The sequence below is a fragment of the Cyanobium sp. LEGE 06113 genome, assembly GCF_015207615.1.
On sequence record NZ_JADEWM010000002.1, the window covers coordinates 348,367 to 369,514 of the forward strand.

Sequence of the window (21,148 nt, forward strand, 5' to 3'; positions counted from 1 at the left end):
GGGAACAACACGGGGCGGGGCAGGGAGATCAGGAGGTGGCCGCGGGCAGCTGGATCCGCGGCAGGAAGTAGCTGGGCCGGCGCAGGGCCGGATAGCTCATCAGCAGCCGCAGCAGCGTACGGGTGCAGGTGAAGGCACTGAACAGGCTGAGCAGCACGCCGATGCCCAGGGTGACGGCGAAGCCCTTGACGAAGCCCGTGCCCAGGGCAAACAGGGCCACGCAGCTGATCAGGGTGGTGAGCTGGCCATCCAGGATCGAGGAAAAGGCGAGGCTGAAGCCGGTTTCGATCGAGCGGATCAAGGTGTTGCCCGAGCGCAGCTCATCCTTGATCCGCTCAAAGATCAGCACGTTGGCGTCCACCGCCATCCCGAGGGAGAGGATGAAGCCGGCGATGCCCGGCAGGGTGAGCGTCACGGGGATCAGGGCATAGAGCGCCAGGTTGAACAGGGCGTAGAGGCTCAGGGCCAGCACGGCCACCACTCCGGCCAACCGGTACACCAGCACCATGAACACCGCCACCAGGGCCAGGCCCAGCAGGGCGGCCACCAGGCTGGAGCGGATGTTGTCGGCGCCGAGCGAGGGGCCGACGGTACGCACCTCCACGACCCGAATCGGCAGGGGCAGCGAGCCGCCGCGCAGCTGCACCTCCAGATCCCGCGCCTCTTCGGCCGTGAAGTTGCCGGTGATGCTGGCGGCCCCGCCGGCGATGCCGGCGGCCTGGAACTCGGGCCCCACGCTGGCCTCACTGATCGAACGGCCATCCAGCACGATGCCGAGCAGGCGCCCCGTGCCGGCGATGTCGCGGGTCAGGTTGGCGAACTGTTCACCACCGGTCTGGGTGAAGCTGAGCGTCACCTCCCAGCCACTGCCGCTCTGCTGCTGCTGGCGTCCGGCCGTGACCAGCTCCTTGCCCGTGAAGGCGGCGGGCTCGTAGAGCGCCACGATCTGGGTGTTCACCGCGTCGAGCAGCAGCTCCAGCTGGTCGATCTCGCTGGCGCCAGCGGGCACGGCGATGTCGAGCTGGCGCAGGGCCTGGGCCAGCTGGTCTTCAGGAAAACCGGCGGGGGGCTGGGCGGCCTCGTTATCAGCGCCGGCCGCAGCGGGGTTGTTGAGGGCGCTGCGACGCTGGCGCTCAAGGTTCAGCACGGCCTCGGCCTGGCGCTTGAGGCTCAGCAGCCCCTGCATCTCCTGTTCGGTGCCGGCCCGCTGGGCGCGGAATTCCAGCAGGGCGGTGGAGCCCAGCACCTTGGCGGCCCGGCTGGGGTCCTGCTCACCGGGGAGTTGCAGCACCAGCTGGTCGTTGCCCACGGTCTGCAGGGTGGACTCGGCCACGCCGAGGCCGTTGATGCGGCGCTCCAGCACCTCCTTCACCGCTTCGAGCTGTTCCTGATCCACCGACGTGATCGCGCCGGCGGGCATCACCTGCAGGGTCAGCTGGCTACCGCCGCGCAGGTCGAGGCCCAGCTGCAGCGGGAAGGTGAAGAGCAGGGCCGAGGCGGCGATCGCCAGGGCCAGGATCAGGGCGAACCACCCCTGTTGTCGTGCCATCTCAGAGCGACCCGCTGGTGAGGTCCTGGGCGGCTTTGACGATCTGATGGGGCTGGATGATCGTGAGGTTTTCGAGCCCGCCGTTGTACGGGGTGGGGATGTCCTGGGAGGAGAGCCGCAGCGGCCGGGCGTCGAGGTCGTCGAAGCAGTGCTCGGTGATCAGGGCCAGCAGCTCGGCGCCGATGCCGCCGGTTTTCATGCACTCCTCCACCACGATCACCTTGTGGGTCTTGCGGATCGAACGGGCGATGGTGGCCATGTCGAAGGGCTTGAGGCTGACCAGGTCGATCAGCTCCACATCGATCCCCTCAGCCTCGAGCTGTTGCACGGCCTTGAGACAGTGCTGTCGCATGCGCGAATAGGTGAGGATCGTCACATCGCTGCCCTCGCGCACCACCTCGGCCTGGTCGAGGGCGCAGATGTAATCGCCTTCGGGAATGTCTTCGCTGAGGTTGTAGAGCAGCACGTGCTCAAAGAAGAGCACTGGGTTGTTGTCACGGATCGCCGCCTTCATCAGCCCCTTGGCATTGGTGGGCGTACTCACCGCCACGATCTTGATGCCCGGCACGGCATGGAAGTAGGCCTCGAGGCGCTGGCTGTGCTCAGCCCCGAGCTGGCGGCCGACGCCGCCGGGTCCGCGCACCACGGCCGGAATCGTGTAGTTGCCGCCGCTGGTGTAACGCAGCATCCCCATGTTGTTGGAGATCTGGTTGAAGGCCAGCAGCAGGAAGCCCATGTTCATGCCCTCCACGATCGGCCGCAGGCCGGTCATGGCAGCCCCCACGGCCATGCCGGTGAAGCTGTTCTCGGCGATCGGGGTGTCCAGCACCCGCAGCTCGCCGTACTTCTCGTAGAGGTCCTTGGTCACCTTGTAGGAGCCGCCGTACTGGCCCACGTCCTCCCCCATCACGCAGACATAGGGATCGCGGGCCATCTCCTCGTCGATGGCTTCGCGGAGAGCGTTGAACAGCAGCGTTTCGGCCACGCGTTGGCAAGCACCGACTGGGCGCCAACCTATCTCAGCCTCAGGCGCATCTCGGCCTGAAGCGCTCAGCCGCCAGCGGCAAAGGTGCTGAGGATCAGCACCGAAAGCAACATGCCCGGCAGCAGCAGGGTGACCAGCAGGCCCAGATCGTGCAGTGTCATGACGGCAGGCTAGGTGGCCTCCTCCGCTTCGGTGTCGCCGCTGTGAGCGGATGGGGATCCAGGCGTCAGGCTGCGCACGAACACCAGGCCCAGACCCATGGCGATGAAGCCGAAGGTGAAGGTGGCCAGGAAGCTCATGCCGATGATCAGCGTCTTGAGCGCCGTGGCGATGCTCTGGGCGAAGGCGGAGTCGTAGTGGGGCGGGTGGGCGCCGTAGTACAGCACCACGCGCTGGCTCAGGCCCAGGGTGAGCCAGCCCAGCATCCCTGCGGTCAGGGATCCCGATAAAAAACTGAGGGGCCCCTTCCGGGGTCTCTCGCTGGGGGCCTCTGAGGCGGCACCGGCGGGGCCGTCGTTGGATGGGGAAGGGAGCTCAGTCACGCCTCCAGGCTGACACCTTGCGGCCGCAGGGGGCAGGTCCAGCTGTCGAATCCAGCGGCGGCGAGATCGGAGGCAAGGCTGGCCTGGCTGCGGCGGGCCGCCTCCAGATCGGCGAACAGGGCGAACAGGCTGGGCCCGGAGCCGCTCATCGCCACGGCCAGGGCCGCGTCGGCGCGGCGAAGCAGGGCCAGCCCCTGGCGCACCGTGGCTTCGGCAGGTTCCACCACCGCCTGCAGATCGTTGCGCAGGGGCGGCAGCGCCTCCAGACCCTGCAGCGCCCGCAGCAATGGCCCCTGCCGCAGCACCTGGCGCCGCTGCTCGAAGGCCGCTTCGCCCTCCAGGTAGCTCGCCTGCCGCTGCTGGCGGCTCTGCCGGTAGGCCCAGGGGGTGCTGACGCTGGCGGCCGGATGCTTGAGCAGCAGCACGGCCCAACCGCCACCCCGGGGCGCCGGCTGGGCTTCGAGCCGCTCCCCCCGCCCGAAGCAGAGCTGGGTGCCGCCGCCGATGCAGAAGGGCATGTCGGAGCCCAGCTCGGCCGCCATCAGCGCCAGCTCGGCCTCGCTGTAGCCCAGCCCCCAGAGATGGTTCAACCCCACCAGGGCGGCGGCACCATTGCTGGAGCCCCCCGCCAGGCCGGCTCCCACGGGGATGCGCTTGTCGAGGTGCAGGTGAGCGCCGAGCTCGGGCAGTCCAGCCCGGGCCTTGAGCAGCTCCGCCGCCCTCACGATCAGGTTGGCGCCGTCCGTGGGCAGGCTGGGGTTGTCGCAGCTCAGCTGGATCCGGCCATCGGCGCTGGGCCTGAGCCGCAGCCGGTCGAGCAGCGCGATGGTCTGCATCACCATGGCCAGCTCGTGGAAGCCGTCGCCGCGCAGGCCGAGCACCTCCAGATGCAGGTTGATCTTGGCCGGGGACCACACGATCAGTTCAGCCATGGCTGCGCCCGGGCAACGGCACCCAATTCAACTGGGCCGATTCAAGCCCGCCGCCAGGGCCAGCCAGGCCGCCGGCGCGAGCTCCTGGGGCCGCTGCTGCAGGCTCACACCGGCGCTCTCGGCCACGGCATCCAGCTGCGGCGGCGCGGCCAGGCCCGCCAGGCTGTTGCGTAGCATCTTGCGGCGGGCGGCGAAGCAGCGGCGCAGCAGCTGTTCGGTGGCCCGGGCCAGGGCGGGCTCCGGCCGCTGCTGCGGAGGGTGGGGATCAATCACGATCACCTCCGAATGCACCTTCGGCGGGGGCTGGAAGCAACGGGGGGGCACGGCGCAGACGCTGCGGCACTCGCCCAGCAGCTGCATGCGCACGCTGAGGGCGGAATAGGCGGAGCTGCCCGGCCGGCAGCGGATCCGCTCGCCCACCTCCTGCTGCAGCAGCAGCACCAGCCGCCGGTAGGGCGGGGTCACGGGCTGATCGAGCCGGCCCACGAGCCGCTCCAGCAGTGGACCGGTGATGTTGTAGGGGATGTTGGCCACCACCTTGTGGGCCTCGGGCAGGGGCACGGCCAGGGCATCGCCTTCCAGAAGCTGGAAGCGCTGATCGGCGCCGAAGCGCTGCTGCAGGCCGGCCACCAGGTCGCGGTCGAGCTCGATGGCGGCCACCCGGGCGGCCGGGCTGGCCAGCAGGCGCTCGCTGAGGGCGCCCCGGCCAGGACCGATTTCCAGCACCACCTCCCCCGCCTCCAGCTCGGCGGCCGCCACGATCCGATCCAGCACGGCCCCGTCCATCAGCCAGTGCTGGCCGAAGCGCTTGCGGGCGCGATGGGCGGCGAAGGTCATGGTGGGGCGGGCACGGACCTCAGCCTGCCTGTCCGCCGGCGCCAGCGCCGCTAGTAAGGGTGTAGCCCTTCTGCTGGCGCCATGGCTCACACTTCTCCCCCCCTGGCTCCGGTCTGCGCCCTGGCCGCTGCCCTGGCCGCTGCGGTGGCCACCGCTCTGGCAGGGGCCGCGCCAGCCCTGGCCGGCAGTGCCACCGCCTCGTCGATCTGGAACCGGGAGAATGCGCTGCAGCGGGCCCGCGAACAGATGCCGGCCGGAGCCACCGAGACCCGGGAGCGCTGTGAGGAGATTGAGGTGGGAATCGGCAACATCCGCTATCGCTGCACCGTGTGGTTCGACCGCGCGGCCCCCTCGCCGAGCGGCGATGGCGCCCAGGAGGCCACACCCTGAACAGGGGGCCTGGCCTGCGGCGCCCGTTCAGAAGCTCACGTGAATCCAGCGCACCGCCCGGCGCGAGGGGGGCAGCGCCACCAGGGCATAGACCAGTTCCACGGGGCAGTCGGCCCAGGCGGGGTGGGCCTCCAGCCAGCAGCTCCAGGCCCGCTGCAGCCTGAGCCGCTTGCGGGGCCCCAGGGACGCCTGGCCCCAGCCGTCGGGGCCGCAGCGGGAGCGGGCCTTCACCTCCACCAGCAGCAGCCGCTGCGGCTTGCTGAGCACCAGGTCGAGCTCGCCCCAGCGGCAGCGCCACTGCCGCGAGTGCAGGGTCCAGCCACGGGAGCCCAGCAGGCGCAGGGCCCGCTGTTCGGCCCAGTCTCCCCGCCGCTGCAGGGTCGATCGCGCCGCCATTCCCCTCTCCGCTGGGGGCGCCGGCCGCCGGCGCCCGATCCTGCCCGGCAGCATTGCCACAGCCGCTGGCCAAGCCGGTGCCACAGGAGCCGATGCCGTGCATCAGCATGAGCTGTCCGATCCAGCGGCCAGCGGCCGCATCAGCCCGATGGCCGTGCCCCCCACTCCTGAGAGCCCGCTCTCTGCCGTCGCACCCGGCCGGGCCGGCTGGTGGCCCCGGCGTGGCGGGGTGTGGCTCAGCCTGGTGCTGGCTCTGATCCTGTGGAGTCCGGCATCGGCCTTCGCCGCCGTGGATGTGGCCAAGCAGGTGTTGATCGGTGCCGACTATCACGGCCAGGACCTGCGCGGCGGCACCTTCAACCTCACCAACCTGCGCGACGCCGACCTCTCGGGCTCCGATCTGCAGGGGGCGAGCCTCTACGGCGCCAAATTGCAGGATGCCGACATGAGCAACACCAACCTGCGCGAGGCCACCCTCGATTCAGCGGTGTTCAACGGCACCGATCTCACCAACGCCGTGCTGGAGGATGCCTTCGCCTTCAACGCCAAGTTCACGGACGTGATCATTGACGGCGCCGACTTCACCAATGTGCCCCTGCGCGGTGATGCCCTCAAGGTGCTCTGCGCGGCGGCCCGGGGCACCAATCCGATCACCGGGCGCGACACCCGCGACAGCCTCAACTGCGGCTGAGCGCCGACCCCGATCCGCCTCACCTCTGCCATGAGTTTCGACGCCCAAAGCCTGGAGCGCCTGCGTCAGCTGGGCCGTTCGCTGCCCAAGCCCCTGCCCGCCCCCGAGCCCCCCGCGGCCCGCAGACCCAGGGCCGACCAGCCCCGCCACAAGCTGGAAACGGAGACCAATCCGGAGACGCTCTTCGCTGAGCTGATGCAGGCCAGCGCCGATGGCACCGTGCCGCCGCACCTGCTGGATCGGCTGCGGACGCTGGAGGCCGCACGCCTGAAGCGTCAGCCGGCACCAGCGGCATCGCCTGGCTCAACGGCCATGGCGGCGCCGAATCGGGGTCCGTCGCGCCCCGGCAAAGGCAACGGCAGCAGCAACGGCAAGGGTCTGGGCCGCCCCGACCCCCGGCTGATCGGCGAACATCAGGAGCTCTACACGGCCTTCCAGCAACTGCTGCTGGAAGACGACGAAGCCCTGCCTTGATTCACAAGCGCCTCCAGGCCCCTGCCAGAGCAGATGCTCCCGCCTTGGTGAGGCTCATGGCCGTGGCGATCGCTGTGCTCGCTGGCACTCCAGCCGCTGCCCAGGCGCCCCCCGAGGCACCGGAGCCACGCAGAAGGAGTCGTTCATGCTGATGTTCGGCAAGGGCAACGGGGCGATGCGCACCCTCTGCGCCCTCGAACGCGATGGCCTGATCACCGCGACGCAGCGGCAGCGCTACAGCGAACAGCTGATGGGCGTGCTCACCGAGCCAGCTGACGGCGCCACTGCCCATCGCAACGTGCGCATCGGCATGGCCTTCGCCGATGGCCGCAGCAGCCTCTGCCCGAGCGCGGTGTTCAGCCCCGGCCCGCTCAGTCCGTAGGCTCAGAATCCTGAGCTCCCTTCTGCTGCGCCGTCACCCATGACCCTCCGCATCGGCATCAACGGCTTCGGCCGCATCGGACGCCTGGCCTTCCGCCGCGCCGTGAGTCTCGGCAGCGTGGAAGTGGTGGGCATCAACGATCTGATCGACCTCGACTACCTGGTTTACATGCTCCGCCACGACTCCACCCATGGCCGCTTTGCCGGCGAGGTGAGTGTCGAGGGGGACAAACTGATCGTGAATGGCCAGGCGATCCGGGTGAGCTCCGAGCGGGATCCCGCCAAGCTGCGCTGGGGCGAGATCGGGGCCGACTACGTGCTCGAGAGCACCGGCTTCTTCCTCACCGAGGCCAGCGCCCGGGCCCACCTGGAGGCCGGCGCCCAGCGCGTGGTGATGAGCGCCCCCTCCAAGGACGCCACGCCGATGTTCGTGATGGGCGTGAACCACAGCAGCTACGCCGGCGAGGCGATCGTGTCCAACGCCAGCTGCACCACCAACTGCCTGGCACCGATGGCCAAGGTGCTGCACGACAGCTTCGGCATCGAGAGCGGGCTGATGACCACCGTGCATGCCACCACCGCCACCCAGAAGACCGTGGACGGCCCCTCGGCCAAGGACTGGCGCGGTGGCCGTGGCGCGGGTCAGAACATCATCCCCAGCTCCACCGGTGCGGCCAAGGCCGTGGGCCGGGTGATCCCGGCGCTCAATGGCAAGCTCACGGGCATGGCCTTCCGCGTGCCCACCCCCGATGTGTCGGTGGTGGACCTCACCGTGAACCTGGCCCGTCCGGCCAGCTACGACCAGATCAAGGCGGCGATGAAGGCCGCCAGCGAAGGGCCGATGGCCGGCATCCTCGGCTACACGGAAGACGCCGTGGTGTCCACGGACTTCCTCGGTGAGAGCTGCACCTCGGTGTTTGATGCCGGCGCCGGCATCGCCCTCACCGACACCTTCGTGAAGCTGGTGGCCTGGTACGACAACGAGTGGGGCTACAGCTGCAAGTGCATCGATCTGATGCAGCACATGGCCACTGTGGACTGTTCCGTGTAAGTAGTGGCGGCGTTCCGCTGTCACCATGCGCCTGATCGAAGCTTTCACCTCAGCCTGGAGTCGCTCCTTCGACTACAGCGGTCGCTCCAATCGGGGTGACTACTGGTGGTTTGTGCTGGCCAACCTGATTGTGGGCATCGTCCTCCAGGTTGTCTCCGAGAAGCTCTACTGGGTCTATGCCATCGCCAGCCTGGTGCCGGGGATTCCGATCTGTGTGCGGCGCCTGCGGGACATCGGCAAGCCCTGGCCCTGGCTGTTGCTCAGCCTGATCCCCATCGTGGGGGCCATCTGGCTGATCGTGCTGTTCTGCCAGCCCTCCGTGGCGCTCTGAACCCGGTTGAGACGCCCGGGGCACTGAACAGGAGATCGCTTCTGCTCCGCCGTGCCCCTTCGCCAGGCCGTCGCACCGACAGCCCCTTCACCTGCTGCTCCGCCCAGCGCCCTTCCGTCTGCCCCCGGTTCTTACCCCCGAGGGTCCGGCGGAGCGCTGATCTCCCTGGTGGATCTGCGCAGTGCCGCCCAGCACCACTGGTGGCTGGCCGGGGATGGCTTCCCCCAGCGGATCGCCGGCCTGCTGGCGGCGCCGCTGCAGGCCACGGGCCAGCCGGCGGCCAGCGCGGCGGAACTGGCCGAGATCTTTGCTCCCCTGCCGGCAATCGCTGCCGCGGAGGCCCATCCCGCCTGCCGTCAGGCGGGTTACCGCTACCTCCTCTGCCTGCGTCCCAGCGGGGTGCACCTCTCCTGCTGGCGGCAGTATCCCGGTGAGGTCGGCTGGCAGCGGCGCTGCGGGCCGATGGCCCTGGCTGCCTTCATCCGGCGCTTCGGCGCGCCTCGCGGTGCATCCAGCTGATCCAGTCGGCGGAGATCTCCTGGGGGCACACGGCCTCGCATTCCAGATGGCTGCTGCAGCTGCCGAAACCCTCCTGATCCATCTGCTGCTGCATCGCCCGCGCCCGCTGGGCGCGCTCCGGCTGGCCCTGGGGCAGCTGGCCCAGGTGCGCCAGCTTGGCGGCCACGAACAGGCTGGCGGAGGCATTGCGGCAGCTGGCCACGCAGGCGCCACAGCCGATGCAGGTGGCGGTGTCGAAGGCGGATCGGGCCTGTTCGGCCCCCACCAGCATGGCGTTGCCATCCGCCGCCTGGCCGGTGTTCACCGAGCAGTAGCCACCGGCGGCGATCAGGCGGTCGAGGGCGGAGCGATCCACGGCCAGGTCCTGCAGCAGTGGGAAGGCCGCCGCACGCCAGGGCTCGAGGGTGAGCCGCTCACCACTGCTGAACTGGCGCAGGTAGAGCTGGCAGACGCTGGTGGCGGCGCGGGGGCCATGGGCCTGGCCGTTCACCAGGAAGCCGCAGCTGCCGCAGATGCCCTCGCGGCAGTCGTGCTCCATCGACACCGGCCGCTCGCCCGCTGTGATCAGCTGCTCATTGAGCTGATCCAGCGCCTCCAGCAGCGACAGATCGGCCGACACCGACTCCAGGGTGTAGTCGCAGAAACCGCCAGGAGCCTGGGCTGATTCCTGGCGCCAGATGCGCAGATGCAGGCAGAGGGTGCGACTGCTCATGGGTGGGGCTCAGCGGTAGCTGCGGGCACTGGGCTCGAGGCTGGTGAAGGGCAGGGGTTCAGCATGGCGAACGGGGTCGGCGCCGCCCCGGTGCTCCCAGGCGGCGATGTGGGCGAAGCGGCTGTCATCCCGCCTGGCCTCGCCGTCGGCGGTCTGGTGCTCCTCGCGGAAGTGGGCCCCGCACGACTCCTCGCGGGCCAGGGCATCACGCAGCATCAACTGGGCCAGGCCGAAGAAATCCTCCAGCCGCAGCGCCTTCTCCAGCTCCGGATTGGGCCCCGCCGCCGTGCCCGGCAGCCGCACCTCGGCGTGGAAGCGCTGCTCCAGCGCCGCCACCTCCGCCAGCCCGGCCCTGAGGCCGGCGGCGTCGCGGCTGATGCCGCAGCGCTCGATCATCACCGCCCCCAGCTCCCGGTGGAAGGCATCCACGGGCCGTGGGCCCGCCACCTGCAGCAAGGCGGCGATGCGGCCAGCGGCCCGGGCGCGGGCCTCGCGGCAGGCCGGGTGGTCTGCCGCGATGGCAGGGGTGGCATGGCCCGCCAGCCAGGCCGTCACCGTGAGCGGCGCGATGAAGTAGCCATCGGCCAGGCCCTGCATCAGGGCGCTGGCCCCGAGCCGGTTGGCGCCGTGCTCGGAGAAGTTGGCCTCACCCAGCACGAACAGCCCCGGAATCGAACTCATCAGCCGGTAGTCCACCCACAGGCCGCCCATCGTGTAGTGGGGCGCCGGGTAGATGCGCAGCGGCGTGGTGTAGGGATCCTCGCCAGTGATCCGCTCATACATCTGCAGCAGATTGCCGTAGCGGCTCTCGATCGTGCTGGCGCCCTGGCTGCTGATCGCATCGCGCAGATCGAGGTACACCGAGCGGCCGCCGGGCCCCACGCCATGGCCGGCCTGGCACAGCTCCCGGGCCCGCCGGGAGGCCAGATCGCGGGGCACCATGTTGCCGTAGGCGGGATAGAGACGCTCCAGGAAGTAGTCGCGCTCCTGCTCGGGAATCTCGGCCGGCGGGCGCGGATCGGCCGGCTGGAGCGGCAGCCACACGCGGCCGTCATTGCGCAGGCTCTCGCTCATCAGGGTGAGCTTGCTCTGGTAGGCGTCGCCGCTGGGGATGCAGGTGGGGTGGATCTGGGTGAAGCAGGGGTTGGCGAGCAGGGCCCCCTGGCGATGTGCCCGCCAGATGGCGCTGGCGTTGGACTTGAGCGCGTTGGTGGAGAGGAAATACACGTTGCTGTAGCCGCCGCTGGCCAGCAGCACGGCCTGGGCGGTGTGCACCTCCAGCTCACCGCTGATCAGATGGCGGGCCACCACGCCGCGGGCCACCCCCTCCACGGTGATGATCTCCAGCACATCGCGGCGGCAGAGCAGCTCCACCCGGCCGGCGGCCACCTGGCGCATGAGGGCCTGGTAGGCGCCGTAGAGCAGCTGCTGGCCCGTCTGGCCGCGGGCGTAGAAGGTGCGGCTCACCAGGGCCCCGCCGAAGTTGCGGGTGGCCAGGCTGCCGCCGTACTCCCGGGCGAAGGGCACGCCCTGGGCCACGCACTGATCAATGATGCCGCTGCTGATCTCCGCCAGCCGCCAGCAGCCCGCCTCGCGGGCGCGGAAGTCGCCGCCGCGCACGGTGTCGGCGAACAGGCGGCTGATGCTGTCGCCATCGGCGGCCCGGGGACGGGCGGCATTGATGCCCCCCTGGGCCGCCACTGAATGGGCCCGGCGCGGGCTGTCATGGAAGCTGAGCAGCCGCACCTGGTAGCCCTGTTCGGCCAGGGTGGCCGCCGCCGAGGCGCCGGCCAGGCCGCTGCCCACCACCAGCAGCCGCAGCTGCCGCTTGCGCTGCGGGCTCACCAGGGGCAGCCCCTCCTTGCAGTGCTGCCAGGCTTGCGGCAGCGGACCACCGGGCAGCTGGGCATCGGGCAGTCCGCTCATGGCCCCGGCTGCAGAGGCAGCCCCAGGCCGAGGGCCAGCGCCACGGATACCGCCGCGAAGCCGATGGCCACCACCAGGGCCAGCAGGCGCCCCGCCAGGCGGATGCGGGGGCCGTTGCCGGCATCGAGCAGGCCCAAGCTGCGGTGGGCGGCCTCCGAGCCATGCAGCAGATGCAGTCCCACGGCGGCGGCGGCGGCGAGGTAGAGGGCCAGCATGGCCGGCTGGCGCAGCACCGCCTCCAGGACAGCCCGTTCGGCCCCCTGCGGAGGGCGCGGCCAGCGCAGCTGGCCCAGATGCACCGCCAGAAAGAGCAGCAGCCCCACGCCGCCGATCGCCTGGCTTCGGGCCGCCAGGGCCGCCAGCGGCTGGCCGCGACGGCTGCTGAGGCTGGCGCTGTTGCCGGCTCGGCGGTTGGCGATCACCTTGGCCAGCCCCAGGCCCAGATGCAGCAGCGCCGCAGCCAGCAGGGCCAGCTCCACCAGGGGCAGCCAGGCGGCGCGATGCAGACCGGCCGCATAGGCCTCAAAGCGCTCGGGGGCCAGCACCGCCGGCAGCACGCCGGCCAGATGCACCAGCAGGAACAGCACCAGCAGCAGCCCCGCCCCCGCCGTGCCCAGCCTCAGCGTGGTTGCGCCCATCCCCGTGGCCACCGTTGATCGGCTGCGGTGTTGAGCCCATGGTATGAAGAACAGCGCCCCTGACACCGCATCCACTCAGTACATTTGTACTAGTCTGTGGATTGACGATCCCCACGGCGTGGCCGACATCTCCAGGCGCCGCCCCAACAGCCAGGCCAGCTCACACGCCAGCGCCCAGGCCAGAGGCCAGGCCACCGCCCAGCCAGGCCTCAACCTGCAGCGGCTGCTGGTGCCCCACCCCGGCGCCACCCTGCTGCTGCGGGTGGCCGGCGACTCGATGCGCGATGCCGGCATCCGGCACGGCGACCTGCTGGTGGTGGACCGGCAGCTCGAACCGCGGGCGGGCCTGGTGGTGGTGGCCCTGCTCGATGGCGGCTTCACCGTGAAACGCCTGGCCGGCCGCGGAACCCGGCAGTGGCTGGAGGCGGCCCATCCCGCCTACCCGGCCCTGCCGCTGCACCCGCATCCCGCGCCCGCATCTGGGGGGTGGCCACCCATGTGATCCGCCGCTGCTGAGGGGGCCATGCCGACCAGCACGGCCATCGCCCTGATCGATGGCAACAACTTCTATGCCTCCTGCGAGGCGGTGCTGGAGCCCGCCCTGCTGGGCCGGCCGCTGGTGGTGCTCTCCAACAACGACGGCTGCATCGTGTCGCGCAGTGCCGAGGCCAGGCGGCTCGGCATCGCCATGGGCCAGCCCTACTTCCAGGTGCAGCGCCAGCTGGAGCGCCTCGGCGTGGTGGTGCGCAGCTCCAACTACGCCCTCTACGCCGACATGAGCCAGCGGCTGATGGCCACCCTGGAGCGCTGGGTGGAAGAGCTGGAGATCTACTCGATCGACGAGGCCTTCGGCCTGCTGCCCCGGCCGCCGGGCAGCGATCTCACCGCCTGGGGGCTGGAGCTGCGGCGGGCGGTGCAGCGGGAGCTGGGGCTGCCGGTGGCGGTGGGCCTCGCCCCCACCAAGGTGCTGGCCAAGCTGGCCAACCGCCTCGCCAAGGGGCAACCGGCCCATGGCCATGTGTTCGACCTGGGGGCCTGCAGCGACCCCTCCGCCTGGCTGCAGCAGGTGGCGATCGAAGACGTGTGGGGCATCGGCCGGCGCCTGGCCCGCTGGTGCCGGCTGCGGGGCGTCGCCCATGCCCTCGCCCTGCGCGACATGCCGAGCGGTGAGCTGCGCCAGAAGTGCGGCGTGGTGGGCCTGCGGCTGCAGCAGGAACTGCGGGGCCACCGCTGCCTGCCGCTCACCCTGGTGCCAGCGCCGAAGCAGGAAACCTGCGTGAGCCGCAGCTTCAGCCAGCCGGTGCGCACGGCCGCGGAGCTGCGCCAGGCGGTGGCCACCTACACGGTGCGGGCGGCCGAGAAGCTGCGCCGCCAACGGCAGCGGGCCGGGGCCCTGAGCGTGTTCGTGCGCAGCAACCCGTTCAACGGCACCAGCTTCTACAGCAACAGCGCCACCCTCACCCTGGCGCTGCCCAGCCATGACACCGCCGTGCTGCTGGCGGCGGCCCTGCCCCTGGCCGAGGCCCTGTTCCGTCCCCAGCACCCGCTGCAGAAGGCCGGCGTGCTGCTGCTGCAGCTGCAGGGCGAGGAGCTGCTGCAACACCACCTGCTGCAACCGCTGCCGCCGGAGCAGCAGCAGCGCCGCGCTGCCCTGATGGCCGCCGTGGACCGGCTCAACCGCCGCTACGGGCGCGGCACCGTGCAGTGGGCCGCCTGCGGACTGCAACCGCCCTGGGCGATGCGGCGCGACAGGCTCTCCCGGGCCGCCACCACGCGGCTGGAGGCGATCCCACGGGTGCTGGCGCAGTGAAAGGCGGGATCAGCGCTGCGGCCGGGCTCGTCGTGGGGCGGAACTCAGGGCAGCTGCGCCAGGCAGGCCTCGATCATCGCCGCCGTGACCGGAATCGTCTCCAGCTCATCGGCGTTGTCGAGGAAGGCGTCAAAGGAGGCGTAGCGACGGATGCAGGGAGCGGCGCCGGGGGCGCTGCAGGCGGCAGCCCAGTCGCCGTCGTCGGGCTTCACCAGGGCATAGGCCATCAGGGCCTCCTCCAGATCGCCGCCATCACCGATGCCCTCGCCGTGCCAGAGCACTTCGAAAAAGTCCATGGACGCGGGGGGAACACGGAGCACACCCAGGTTACTGAGCACGCCGGCCGCCCTGAAATCGGACACGAAACCTGAAGCGGGGCGAGAAAGAGCTGAGCCGCCGTGGGTATGCTCAGATTCAGAACGGTTCCGGCGGGGTTCAGCCGCCGGAGGCAACAGGGAAAGTGCCGTTGAAATCGGCCGCTGTCCCGCAACTGTGTTTCAGGGTCCCAGGACCCTGATCAGTCAGAACACCTGCCGTTCTTCACAACTCAACTGTCTTACCTGCGAGGTACAGAGTGAAGACCATGCCAGCAAAGCTGGCCAGCCTGTCGTTGATGGCTGCGCTCAGTTTCTGCCTTGTTCTATTAACGCCTGCCCCGGCGCAGGCGATGCACATCGCCGAGGGCTTCCTGCCGCTGCAGTGGGCCGTGGCCTGGTGGCTGATCTCGCTGCCCTTCCTGGCGGTGGGGCTGCGGTCGCTGACGCGCATCAGCCGCAGCCACCCGGAGCTGAAGCTGCTGCTGGCCCTGGCCGGCGCCTTCACCTTCGTGCTCTCGGCCCTGAAGATTCCCTCCGTCACCGGCAGCTGCTCCCACCCCACCGGCACCGGCCTGGGCGCGATTCTGTTCGGCCCCACGGTGATGACCGTGATCGGCAGCATCGTGCTGCTGTTCCAGGCGCTGCTGCTGGCCCACGGCGGGCTCACCACCCTGGGCGCCAACATCTTCTCGATGGCGATCGTGGGGCCATTCGTGGCCTGGGGCGCCTTTCAGCTCTTCAGCAGCAGCGGCCACAGGCGCCTGGCGGTGTTCGCCGCCGCCGCCCTCGCCGACCTGGCCACCTACGTGGTCACCGCTGGCCAGCTGGCGATCGCCTTCCCCGCCGCCAGCGGTGGGGTGATGGCCTCATTCCTGAAATTCGGCAGCATCTTCGCGATCACCCAGATTCCCCTGGCGATCACCGAAGGCCTGCTCACCGTGCTGGTGTGGAACTGGTTGCAGTCCTATGGCCAGCCCGAGCTCAAGACCCTCCGCCTGCTCCACCAGGAGAGCTGACCCCATGACCGATTCTGGAAAGCAACGCCCCCAGGGCAACTGGCTGCTGGTGCTCGCCGTGGTGGCCCTGAGCGCCCTGCCCGTGCTGGTCGTGCGCGGCGAATTCTCCGGTGCCGACGGCCAGGGCATGGACGCCATCAGCGAGATCCAGCCCAGCTACAGGCCCTGGTTCAACGCCGTGGTGGCGTTGCCCAGCGGCGAGGTGGAAAGCCTGCTGTTCGCCAGCCAGGCGGCCCTTGGCGCCGGTGTGATCGGCTACGTGATCGGGCTCTACAAAGGACGCGCTCTGAACAGGGGCGATGAGTCACCGGATTGACGCCCTGGCCTACGGCAACCGGCTGCGCTGGTTGCCCCCGGGCCAGAAGCTGGCCTTTGCGGCGGTGCTGCTGCTGCTGGGGCTGGTGGCACCTCCGCTGGTCCAGGGCCTGATCAGCCTCTGGCTGGCGCTCTGGATCGTGGTGTACGCCGCGATCCCGGCGCGGCTCTACCTGCCGCTGCTGCTGTTGCCGCTGGGGTTCGCCATCGCCAGCCTGCCGGCCCTGCTGCTGCAGGCGGTGCCGCTCGACGCCTTCACCGCCACCGCTCGCGGGGACGTGTGGCAGCAGCTGGCCCGGCCCCTGGCCGGCGGCTGGATGCTGTATGTGAGCCAGCAGGGGGTGGGGCAGGCCGCGCTGCTGATCAGCCGCTCGCTGGCCGCCAGCAGCTGTCTGATGTTCGTGCTGCTCACCACGCCCTTCAGTGAGCTGATCGCTGTGCTGCGGCGCCTGCGACTGCCGCCCCTGCTGCTGGAGCTGCTGGTGCTCACCTATGGCTTCATCTTCACCCTGATGGGCATCGCCAGCGAGCTGTGGGTGGCGCAGCAGGCCAGGGCCGGGAGGCGCGGCTGGAGGCAGCGACTGAAGAGTCTGGGGGTGCTGGTGGCCCAGTTATTGCATCGCTCCCTGGCGAGCTACCGGGGCCTCGCCATGGGCCTGGCGGCCCGGGGGTTTGACGGCGAGCTGCGGGTGCTGGCTGCAGAGCGACACCGGGGCTCGCCGCGCCATCAGCGAGAGGCCATCGCCGGCTGTGCCCTGCTCGGTGCCCTGTCCTTGGGGCTGGGGCGATGACTCCAGCGCAGCCCCCCGATGGCGGCAAGCCGGCAACAACCCTGCTGCGCTTCGAGGCGGTGGGCTTCCGCTACCCCTGCGCCCTCGAAGCGTGCATCAGCGGCCTCAGCCTGGACGTGCCCGAGGGGTGGCGCTGCGGCCTGATCGGCGACAACGGCTGCGGCAAAACCACCCTGTTCCTGCTGGCCAATGGCCTGCTGCGCCCTCAGCAGGGCCAACTCCGCTGGCGAGAGGCACCAATCCGCTACGCGCGCGGATCCCTGCGCCGCCTGCGCCAGCAGGTGGGGCTGGTGTTTCAGAACCCGGAACATCAGCTGGTGGCCACCACGGTGGAGGAGGACCTCTCCTTCGGTCTGGTGAATCTGGGCCTGGAGGAGGCTGAAATCCGCCGCCGGATGCAACAGGCGGCGGAGACCTTCGGGCTGGAGGCCTTGCTGGAGCGCCCCACCCACATGCTCAGCATGGGCCAGAAAAAAAGCCTCTCCCTGGCCGATGTGATGGTGCTCGAGCCCGAGCTGCTGCTGCTCGATGAGCCCACCGCCTATCTGAGCCCGGGCCATGGCCGGGCGTTGCTGCAGCAGTTGCAGCGGATTCATGCCAGCGGCACCACCATCCTGGTGGCCAGCCATGACATGGAGTTCCTGAACAGCTGGGCCGACTGGCTGTTCGTGATCGAGGGCGGGCGGCTGGTGCTGGAGGGCACACCCGCCGATATCTTCGCCCGCCGCGATCAGCTCGAAGACCTGAATCTGGGCGTGCCACCAAGCCTTGACCATTCGTTAATCAGGCGATAGGGATCTGACCATTTCATGCGGCTAACAAGGGAGTGACTTCCCCGTCCACTCCCAACCCATGACGTTCGCCAAGCAAGCCTGCATCGCCATCGGCGCCACGGCTGCCGGTCTGACGGCAGTCACCGCCGTGATCCATCCCTCCCTGGCCCAGGCCACGATCAGCGGTGCCGGCGCCAGTTTCCCGGCGCCCTTCTACCAGCGAGCCTTCGCCGGTGTGGCCAACAGGGTTCGCGTCAACTATCAGTCGGTGGGCTCAGGTGCCGGGGTGCGTCAGTTCGTGGCCGGCAGTGTGGATTTCGGCGCCACCGATGAGCCGATCAGGTCTGCAGAATCGGCCAAGGTGAAGCGAGGTGTGGTGCAGTTCCCCGCCGTGGGCGGCACCATCGCTGTGGCGTTCAACAAAGCCGACTGCGCCAAGCTGAATCTCACCCAGAAGCAGCTGGTGGATATCTTCCTGGGCAGGATCACCAGCTGGGAGCAGCTCAGGTGTGGTCGCGGCAAGATCACCGTGGTGCATCGCTCCGACGGCTCCGGCACCACGTTCGCCTTCACCAATTCCCTGAGCGCCTTCTCGCCTGAATGGAAGAGCAAGGTGGGAGAGGGCAAGGCGGTGAAGTGGCCTGTGGGCCTGGGCGGCAAGGGCAATGAGGGCGTCGCCGGCGTGCTGACCAACACCCCAGGCGGCATCGGCTACGTGAACCAGGCCTTCGTGAGGGGCAAGCTGAAATCAGCGGCACTGCAGAACAGGGCCGGCAGGTTCGTGATGCCCACCCGTGCCAGCGGCGCAGCGGCGCTGAACAACATCAAGCTGGATGGCAACCTCGCCGGCGAGAATCCCAACCCCGCCGGCGCCAACAGCTACCCCATCTCCACTCTCACCTGGATCCTGGCCTACCAGCGCGGTAACGGCGCCAAAACCAACTCGATCCGCACGGCGATGAACCACCTGCTCAGCCCGGCGGCTCAGAACCAGGCTGCCAGCCTCGGCTATGTACCCCTGGAGGGCAACATCCTCAACCAGGCCAGGAGGGCGGTGGGTCGCATCAGTCCCTGACACAGGCGGGATCAGCGCAACGCTTTCCGGCACCCACAATGTTGCACCCACCATGGTTCAGAGGTGGTCGGGCTGTTGATCAGCCAGCTGGGTACCGGAAGGCGGCGTGGCGATACCAACCGGAGGTCAGAGCGCCCGCAGGGGGCCAGCCAGCTTCCCTCTCGGGGAAGGGTGATGCTCATTCAGTGGAAACCTTGCCGCGGAAGGCGATGTAGTTGTAGATGTTGTAGAAGAGCATGATGGGTATCAGTACACCGATAAAGGTGAGCATGAACACCTGCGATGTTACCGATGCTGAGGCTTGAAAGATCGTGACCGATGGAGGAATAACCGCCGGAAACACCATCACCCCCAGCCCCGCGAAGCTCAGGATGAAGAGCAGCACGGTATAAACAAATGGCCACACCTCCTGCTGCAAATCCAGGCTGCGGAACAGCTGCACGATCAGGGCCACGCCCAGCAGTGGCAGCACCACGAAGAACGGCAGGAAGGCCGGATCAAACAGACGCTGACGCAGGGTTTCCGAGGCGAACGGAGCCGTGAATGTGATCGCCAGAGCCCCCAGCAGCGTGGTTGCAGCCGCCAGGCGAGCGGTGCGCACGTGCAACCGTTGCAGCTCGCCACTGGTTTTGATGATCAGGTAGGTGGAGCCGATCAGCACATAGCCCTGGATGAGCGTGAGCGCCACCAGCAGGCTGCTGGGGTTCACCCAGATCCACACGGAGCCCGTGAAGTGGCCGGCGGCATCGGTGGGGATGCCGGACAGCACCGTGCCCAGGCAGACGCCCTGGGAGGCGGCGGCCAGCACACTGCCGATCCCGAACATCAGGTTCCAGGGGCGTTTGTTGACGGCGTTCTCACGGAATTCGAAGGCCACCGCCCGCAGGATCAACCCCAGGATCATGAGATAGATGGGTGCGTAGAGCGCCTAGAGGATGGTGCCGTAGGCCAGTGGAAAGGCACCGAACAGGGCGCCGCCCATCAGCACCAGCCAGGTTTCGTTGGCGTCCCACACATTTCCGAGGCTGGTCATCAGGATCGTGCGCTGCTCTTCTCCCGGGGAGGTGAGCGAGAGGATGCCAACCCCCAGATCAAAGCCATCGAGAATCACATAGAGCAGCAGGAACAGCGCCAGGATCACGAACCAGACCGTGGGCATGAACACATCGAGAAAGTCCATGCTCAGGCGCTCGGGGTGGGGAGGCTGGCCGCGTCGGCCCCGGGGCCATGGGGCGGCTCCAGCGTGAGATCCGGCCCCTTGGCGATGATCCGGGAGCCGAAATAGAGCGCAAGCACCAGCAGCACGCTGTAGAGCACCGCGAAGGTGCTCAGGCTGGTGATCACCTCGCCCACCGGCAGCACGGAAGCGGCATCGGCGGTGCGCAGCTGCCCGTAGACGGTCCAGGGCTGACGGCCGACGCAGCGCACCACCCAGCCCGCTTCGATGGCCAGATAGCCGGCGGGAGCCGAGAGGATCCAGGCCCAGCTGAACCACCGCCAGCGCTCAAAGCTGCCGGCGTTGAGCCCACCGCGCCACCACAGCAGCAGACTGAGGGCCATCAGGCTGCCGCCGCCAGGCCGATCGCCACCATCAGCCGGAAGGCATAGAAGAGCAGGCCCACCATGCGGGGGCGCTGGTCGGCGGGCCAGCTGTTGAGCCCGCGCACGGGCTGGCTGAGCCGTGGTCGCGTCTCCAGGATCCAACTGAAGGCTCCCGGCACTTCCAGGCTCCAGCGGTTACCGCCGCTGGCCTCATCGGGAGCGGCCAGCACGCTCCAGGCGGGGGAGCTGCCGGCGGCCTGGTCGTCCCAGAGGGCTTCGATCGCCGCCAGCTTGGTGGGTTGATGCTCGGCCACCTGCACGGCGCTCTCATGGCCGGCCAGGATCTGCATCGGCGCCACCACCAGCAGAATCACCAGCGCCAGCTTGAAGGAGAACAGGAAGAACTCCGGCGCCTTCCTGCGCAGCAGCGACCAGGCACTGATCGCCGCCACCACCAGCATCGAGGTTTCAACTGTGGCCAGGGCCATGTGGATCACACTCTTGACCATGAAGGGGTTGTTGATGGCGGCGAAATAGTTCTGCACGTGGAAGTGTCCATCCGTAAACGTGCCACCGGCGGGGGTCTGCAGCCAGGAGTTGGCGCTGAGGATCCAGAACACCGAGAGGTTGGCACCGAAGGCCACCATCACAGTGGAGAGGAAGTGGATCACCGGCGGCACCTTGTGCCAGCCGAATAACATGATCCCGAGGAACCCGGCCTCAAGCATGAAGGCCATCGCCCCCTCAAAGCCGAGCACCGCACCGAAGAAATCGCCGGCAAACTCCGAAAGCGGTGCCCAGTTGGTGCCGAACTGGAACTCCATCGGCAGCCCGGAGGCCACGCCGATGCCGAAATTGAGCACGTAGAGCTTGGCCCAGAAACGGGCCTGGCGGTAATAGAGGGGATTGCCGGTGCGCAGCCAGATGGCTTCGAGCACCACCAGAAAGATGGCCATGCCGGTGGACAGCACGGGCCAGAGCATGTGAAAGATCGCCGTCAGGGCGAACTGCAGTCGCGACAGGGTCACGACATCAAAGGTGGCGAGCATCGGCGAGGGGAAACGACGGAAACTTGCTCAGGCGAAGAAACCCCGCCAGCATGTGCCTATGATCCTAAGCTCATAATCTTGCCATGGCCTTGCCTGTGTCGCGTTG

The 21,148-nt window shown here is 69.0% G+C and carries 24 protein-coding genes, 2 pseudogenes and 1 riboswitch; of the genes and pseudogenes, 14 read left to right on the top strand and 12 right to left on the bottom strand.

Annotated features, from left to right (window positions below; all coding sequences use genetic code 11):
- Positions 1 to 28: 28 nt before the first annotated feature.
- The 5 genes from secD to rsmA all read right to left on the bottom strand — a co-directional run bounded on the left by secD (position 29) and on the right by rsmA (position 4,845).
- Positions 29 to 1,549, bottom strand: coding sequence for a protein translocase subunit SecD (secD, locus tag IQ220_RS05865; RefSeq protein WP_193913550.1), 1,521 nt, complete (start codon positions 1,547 to 1,549; stop codon positions 29 to 31).
- Position 1,550: 1 nt separating this feature from the next.
- The gene (locus tag IQ220_RS05870; RefSeq protein ID WP_193815463.1) at positions 1,551 to 2,534 is read right to left on the bottom strand and encodes a pyruvate dehydrogenase complex E1 component subunit beta; all 984 of its coding nucleotides are present in this window, start codon (positions 2,532 to 2,534) and stop codon (positions 1,551 to 1,553) included.
- A gap of 170 nt (positions 2,535 to 2,704) precedes the next feature.
- The gene (locus IQ220_RS05875) at positions 2,705 to 3,076 is read right to left on the bottom strand and encodes a DUF3082 domain-containing protein (RefSeq protein ID WP_193913552.1); all 372 of its coding nucleotides are present in this window, start codon (positions 3,074 to 3,076) and stop codon (positions 2,705 to 2,707) included.
- Positions 3,073 to 4,008, bottom strand: a complete 936-nt coding sequence (ispE, locus tag IQ220_RS05880; protein ID WP_193913554.1) for a 4-(cytidine 5'-diphospho)-2-C-methyl-D-erythritol kinase — start codon at positions 4,006 to 4,008, stop codon at positions 3,073 to 3,075. The genes IQ220_RS05875 and ispE overlap by 4 nt, the downstream gene beginning before the upstream one ends.
- Before the next feature lie 27 nt (positions 4,009 to 4,035).
- Positions 4,036 to 4,845, bottom strand: coding sequence for a 16S rRNA (adenine(1518)-N(6)/adenine(1519)-N(6))-dimethyltransferase RsmA (gene rsmA, locus IQ220_RS05885; RefSeq protein ID WP_193913556.1), 810 nt, complete (start codon positions 4,843 to 4,845; stop codon positions 4,036 to 4,038).
- Between the two features lie 81 nt (positions 4,846 to 4,926).
- Between rsmA and IQ220_RS05890 the strand changes: the two genes are divergently transcribed.
- Positions 4,927 to 5,235 carry a hypothetical protein gene (locus tag IQ220_RS05890; protein WP_193913558.1) on the top strand — a complete coding sequence of 103 codons (309 nt, stop codon included), beginning with the start codon at positions 4,927 to 4,929 and terminating at the stop codon, positions 5,233 to 5,235.
- A gap of 27 nt (positions 5,236 to 5,262) precedes the next feature.
- Here IQ220_RS05890 and IQ220_RS05895 read toward each other — a convergent pair whose 3' ends face one another.
- Positions 5,263 to 5,631, bottom strand: a complete 369-nt coding sequence (locus IQ220_RS05895; RefSeq protein WP_193913560.1) for a YraN family protein — start codon at positions 5,629 to 5,631, stop codon at positions 5,263 to 5,265.
- A gap of 97 nt (positions 5,632 to 5,728) precedes the next feature.
- Between IQ220_RS05895 and IQ220_RS05900 the strand changes: the two genes are divergently transcribed.
- From IQ220_RS05900 to IQ220_RS05925, 6 genes are all read left to right on the top strand, one after another.
- The gene (locus tag IQ220_RS05900) at positions 5,729 to 6,322 is read left to right on the top strand and encodes a pentapeptide repeat-containing protein (protein WP_370566344.1); all 594 of its coding nucleotides are present in this window, start codon (positions 5,729 to 5,731) and stop codon (positions 6,320 to 6,322) included.
- A 30-nt stretch (positions 6,323 to 6,352) separates the two neighbouring features.
- A complete protein-coding gene (locus IQ220_RS05905; RefSeq protein ID WP_193913562.1) occupies positions 6,353 to 6,796 on the top strand; it encodes a hypothetical protein in 444 nt (147 codons plus the stop codon).
- Positions 6,797 to 6,947: 151 nt separating this feature from the next.
- A complete protein-coding gene (locus IQ220_RS05910; protein WP_193913564.1) occupies positions 6,948 to 7,178 on the top strand; it encodes a hypothetical protein in 231 nt (76 codons plus the stop codon).
- 39 nt (positions 7,179 to 7,217) lie between these two features.
- On the top strand, positions 7,218 to 8,228 hold the full coding sequence (gene gap / locus IQ220_RS05915) for a type I glyceraldehyde-3-phosphate dehydrogenase (RefSeq protein WP_193913572.1): 1,011 nt from the start codon (positions 7,218 to 7,220) through the stop codon (positions 8,226 to 8,228).
- A 25-nt stretch (positions 8,229 to 8,253) separates the two neighbouring features.
- Entirely contained in the window at positions 8,254 to 8,559 is a 306-nt protein-coding gene (locus IQ220_RS05920) for a DUF805 domain-containing protein (RefSeq protein WP_193814427.1), read from the top strand.
- 168 nt (positions 8,560 to 8,727) lie between these two features.
- Positions 8,728 to 9,078, top strand: coding sequence for a hypothetical protein (locus IQ220_RS05925; protein ID WP_193913574.1), 351 nt, complete (start codon positions 8,728 to 8,730; stop codon positions 9,076 to 9,078).
- On the opposite strand, the gene IQ220_RS05930 is transcribed toward IQ220_RS05925, so the two are convergent.
- Genes IQ220_RS05930 through IQ220_RS05940 form a run of 3 tightly spaced genes read right to left on the bottom strand, consistent with a single transcriptional unit; the run spans position 9,038 to position 12,354 of the window.
- Positions 9,038 to 9,790: a succinate dehydrogenase/fumarate reductase iron-sulfur subunit gene (locus tag IQ220_RS05930; protein ID WP_193913576.1), complete on the bottom strand. Its 753-nt coding sequence runs from the start codon at positions 9,788 to 9,790 to the stop codon at positions 9,038 to 9,040. The two genes, IQ220_RS05925 and IQ220_RS05930, sit on opposite strands and share 41 nt — an antisense overlap.
- Positions 9,791 to 9,799: 9 nt before the next feature.
- Positions 9,800 to 11,716, bottom strand: a complete 1,917-nt coding sequence (locus tag IQ220_RS05935; RefSeq protein ID WP_193913578.1) for a fumarate reductase/succinate dehydrogenase flavoprotein subunit — start codon at positions 11,714 to 11,716, stop codon at positions 9,800 to 9,802.
- Positions 11,713 to 12,354: a succinate dehydrogenase gene (locus tag IQ220_RS05940; RefSeq protein WP_193913580.1), complete on the bottom strand. Its 642-nt coding sequence runs from the start codon at positions 12,352 to 12,354 to the stop codon at positions 11,713 to 11,715. Before IQ220_RS05940 ends, IQ220_RS05935 begins: the two co-directional genes overlap by 4 nt.
- 118 nt (positions 12,355 to 12,472) lie before the next feature.
- On the opposite strand from IQ220_RS05940, the gene IQ220_RS05945 reads away from it, so the two are divergent.
- Together IQ220_RS05945 and IQ220_RS05950 are read left to right on the top strand one after the other, a co-directional pair.
- The gene (locus IQ220_RS05945; protein ID WP_370566345.1) at positions 12,473 to 12,856 is read left to right on the top strand and encodes a LexA family protein; all 384 of its coding nucleotides are present in this window, start codon (positions 12,473 to 12,475) and stop codon (positions 12,854 to 12,856) included.
- 21 nt (positions 12,857 to 12,877) lie between these two features.
- On the top strand, positions 12,878 to 14,164 hold the full coding sequence (locus IQ220_RS05950) for a Y-family DNA polymerase (RefSeq protein WP_193913582.1): 1,287 nt from the start codon (positions 12,878 to 12,880) through the stop codon (positions 14,162 to 14,164).
- A 44-nt stretch (positions 14,165 to 14,208) separates the two neighbouring features.
- Here IQ220_RS05950 and IQ220_RS05955 read toward each other — a convergent pair whose 3' ends face one another.
- Complete coding sequence (locus IQ220_RS05955; protein ID WP_186699864.1) at positions 14,209 to 14,460, bottom strand: hypothetical protein; 252 nt, start codon at positions 14,458 to 14,460, stop codon at positions 14,209 to 14,211.
- 107 nt (positions 14,461 to 14,567) lie between these two features.
- A riboswitch (cobalamin riboswitch) is annotated at positions 14,568 to 14,717 on the top strand.
- A gap of 60 nt (positions 14,718 to 14,777) precedes the next feature.
- Between IQ220_RS05955 and IQ220_RS05960 the strand changes: the two genes are divergently transcribed.
- The 5 genes from IQ220_RS05960 to pstS are packed head-to-tail and all read left to right on the top strand — an operon-like array spanning position 14,778 to position 18,451.
- Entirely contained in the window at positions 14,778 to 15,497 is a 720-nt protein-coding gene (locus IQ220_RS05960; protein WP_193913584.1) for an energy-coupling factor ABC transporter permease, read from the top strand.
- Between the two features lie 4 nt (positions 15,498 to 15,501).
- Complete coding sequence (locus IQ220_RS05965) at positions 15,502 to 15,813, top strand: energy-coupling factor ABC transporter substrate-binding protein (protein WP_186699868.1); 312 nt, start codon at positions 15,502 to 15,504, stop codon at positions 15,811 to 15,813.
- Complete coding sequence (gene cbiQ / locus IQ220_RS05970; RefSeq protein WP_193814420.1) at positions 15,797 to 16,603, top strand: cobalt ECF transporter T component CbiQ; 807 nt, start codon at positions 15,797 to 15,799, stop codon at positions 16,601 to 16,603. Before IQ220_RS05965 ends, cbiQ begins: the two co-directional genes overlap by 17 nt.
- The gene (locus tag IQ220_RS05975) at positions 16,600 to 17,397 is read left to right on the top strand and encodes an energy-coupling factor ABC transporter ATP-binding protein (protein WP_193913586.1); all 798 of its coding nucleotides are present in this window, start codon (positions 16,600 to 16,602) and stop codon (positions 17,395 to 17,397) included. The genes cbiQ and IQ220_RS05975 overlap by 4 nt, the downstream gene beginning before the upstream one ends.
- Before the next feature lie 58 nt (positions 17,398 to 17,455).
- Entirely contained in the window at positions 17,456 to 18,451 is a 996-nt protein-coding gene (gene pstS, locus IQ220_RS05980; RefSeq protein ID WP_193913588.1) for a phosphate ABC transporter substrate-binding protein PstS, read from the top strand.
- Between the two features lie 178 nt (positions 18,452 to 18,629).
- On the opposite strand, the pseudogene cydB reads toward pstS, so the two are convergent.
- Together cydB and IQ220_RS05990 are read right to left on the bottom strand one after the other, a co-directional pair.
- Positions 18,630 to 19,631: pseudogene (cydB, locus tag IQ220_RS05985) on the bottom strand (cytochrome d ubiquinol oxidase subunit II).
- 2 nt (positions 19,632 to 19,633) lie between these two features.
- Positions 19,634 to 21,042 (bottom strand): annotated as a pseudogene (locus IQ220_RS05990) (cytochrome ubiquinol oxidase subunit I).
- Between the last annotated feature and the right edge of the window lie 106 nt (positions 21,043 to 21,148).

Excerpts from the sequence above, each read along its gene's own strand:
- secD (WP_193913550.1), bottom strand. The coding sequence starts at position 1,549 with ATGGCACGACAACAGGGGTGGTTCGCCCTGATCCTGGCCCTGGCGATC.
- ispE (WP_193913554.1), bottom strand. The coding sequence starts at position 4,008 with ATGGCTGAACTGATCGTGTGGTCCCCGGCCAAGATCAACCTGCATCTG.
- rsmA (WP_193913556.1), bottom strand. The coding sequence starts at position 4,845 with ATGACCTTCGCCGCCCATCGCGCCCGCAAGCGCTTCGGCCAGCACTGG.
- IQ220_RS05890 (WP_193913558.1), top strand. The coding sequence starts at position 4,927 with ATGGCTCACACTTCTCCCCCCCTGGCTCCGGTCTGCGCCCTGGCCGCT.
- IQ220_RS05895 (WP_193913560.1), bottom strand. The coding sequence starts at position 5,631 with ATGGCGGCGCGATCGACCCTGCAGCGGCGGGGAGACTGGGCCGAACAG.
- IQ220_RS05905 (WP_193913562.1), top strand. The coding sequence starts at position 6,353 with ATGAGTTTCGACGCCCAAAGCCTGGAGCGCCTGCGTCAGCTGGGCCGT.
- IQ220_RS05910 (WP_193913564.1), top strand. The coding sequence starts at position 6,948 with ATGTTCGGCAAGGGCAACGGGGCGATGCGCACCCTCTGCGCCCTCGAA.
- gap (WP_193913572.1), top strand. The coding sequence starts at position 7,218 with ATGACCCTCCGCATCGGCATCAACGGCTTCGGCCGCATCGGACGCCTG.
- IQ220_RS05920 (WP_193814427.1), top strand. The coding sequence starts at position 8,254 with ATGCGCCTGATCGAAGCTTTCACCTCAGCCTGGAGTCGCTCCTTCGAC.
- IQ220_RS05930 (WP_193913576.1), bottom strand. The coding sequence starts at position 9,790 with ATGAGCAGTCGCACCCTCTGCCTGCATCTGCGCATCTGGCGCCAGGAA.
- IQ220_RS05935 (WP_193913578.1), bottom strand. The coding sequence starts at position 11,716 with ATGAGCGGACTGCCCGATGCCCAGCTGCCCGGTGGTCCGCTGCCGCAA.
- IQ220_RS05940 (WP_193913580.1), bottom strand. The coding sequence starts at position 12,354 with ATGGGCGCAACCACGCTGAGGCTGGGCACGGCGGGGGCGGGGCTGCTG.
- IQ220_RS05950 (WP_193913582.1), top strand. The coding sequence starts at position 12,878 with ATGCCGACCAGCACGGCCATCGCCCTGATCGATGGCAACAACTTCTAT.
- IQ220_RS05955 (WP_186699864.1), bottom strand. The coding sequence starts at position 14,460 with ATGGACTTTTTCGAAGTGCTCTGGCACGGCGAGGGCATCGGTGATGGC.
- IQ220_RS05960 (WP_193913584.1), top strand. The coding sequence starts at position 14,778 with ATGGCTGCGCTCAGTTTCTGCCTTGTTCTATTAACGCCTGCCCCGGCG.
- IQ220_RS05965 (WP_186699868.1), top strand. The coding sequence starts at position 15,502 with ATGACCGATTCTGGAAAGCAACGCCCCCAGGGCAACTGGCTGCTGGTG.
- cbiQ (WP_193814420.1), top strand. The coding sequence starts at position 15,797 with ATGAGTCACCGGATTGACGCCCTGGCCTACGGCAACCGGCTGCGCTGG.
- IQ220_RS05975 (WP_193913586.1), top strand. The coding sequence starts at position 16,600 with ATGACTCCAGCGCAGCCCCCCGATGGCGGCAAGCCGGCAACAACCCTG.
- pstS (WP_193913588.1), top strand. The coding sequence starts at position 17,456 with ATGACGTTCGCCAAGCAAGCCTGCATCGCCATCGGCGCCACGGCTGCC.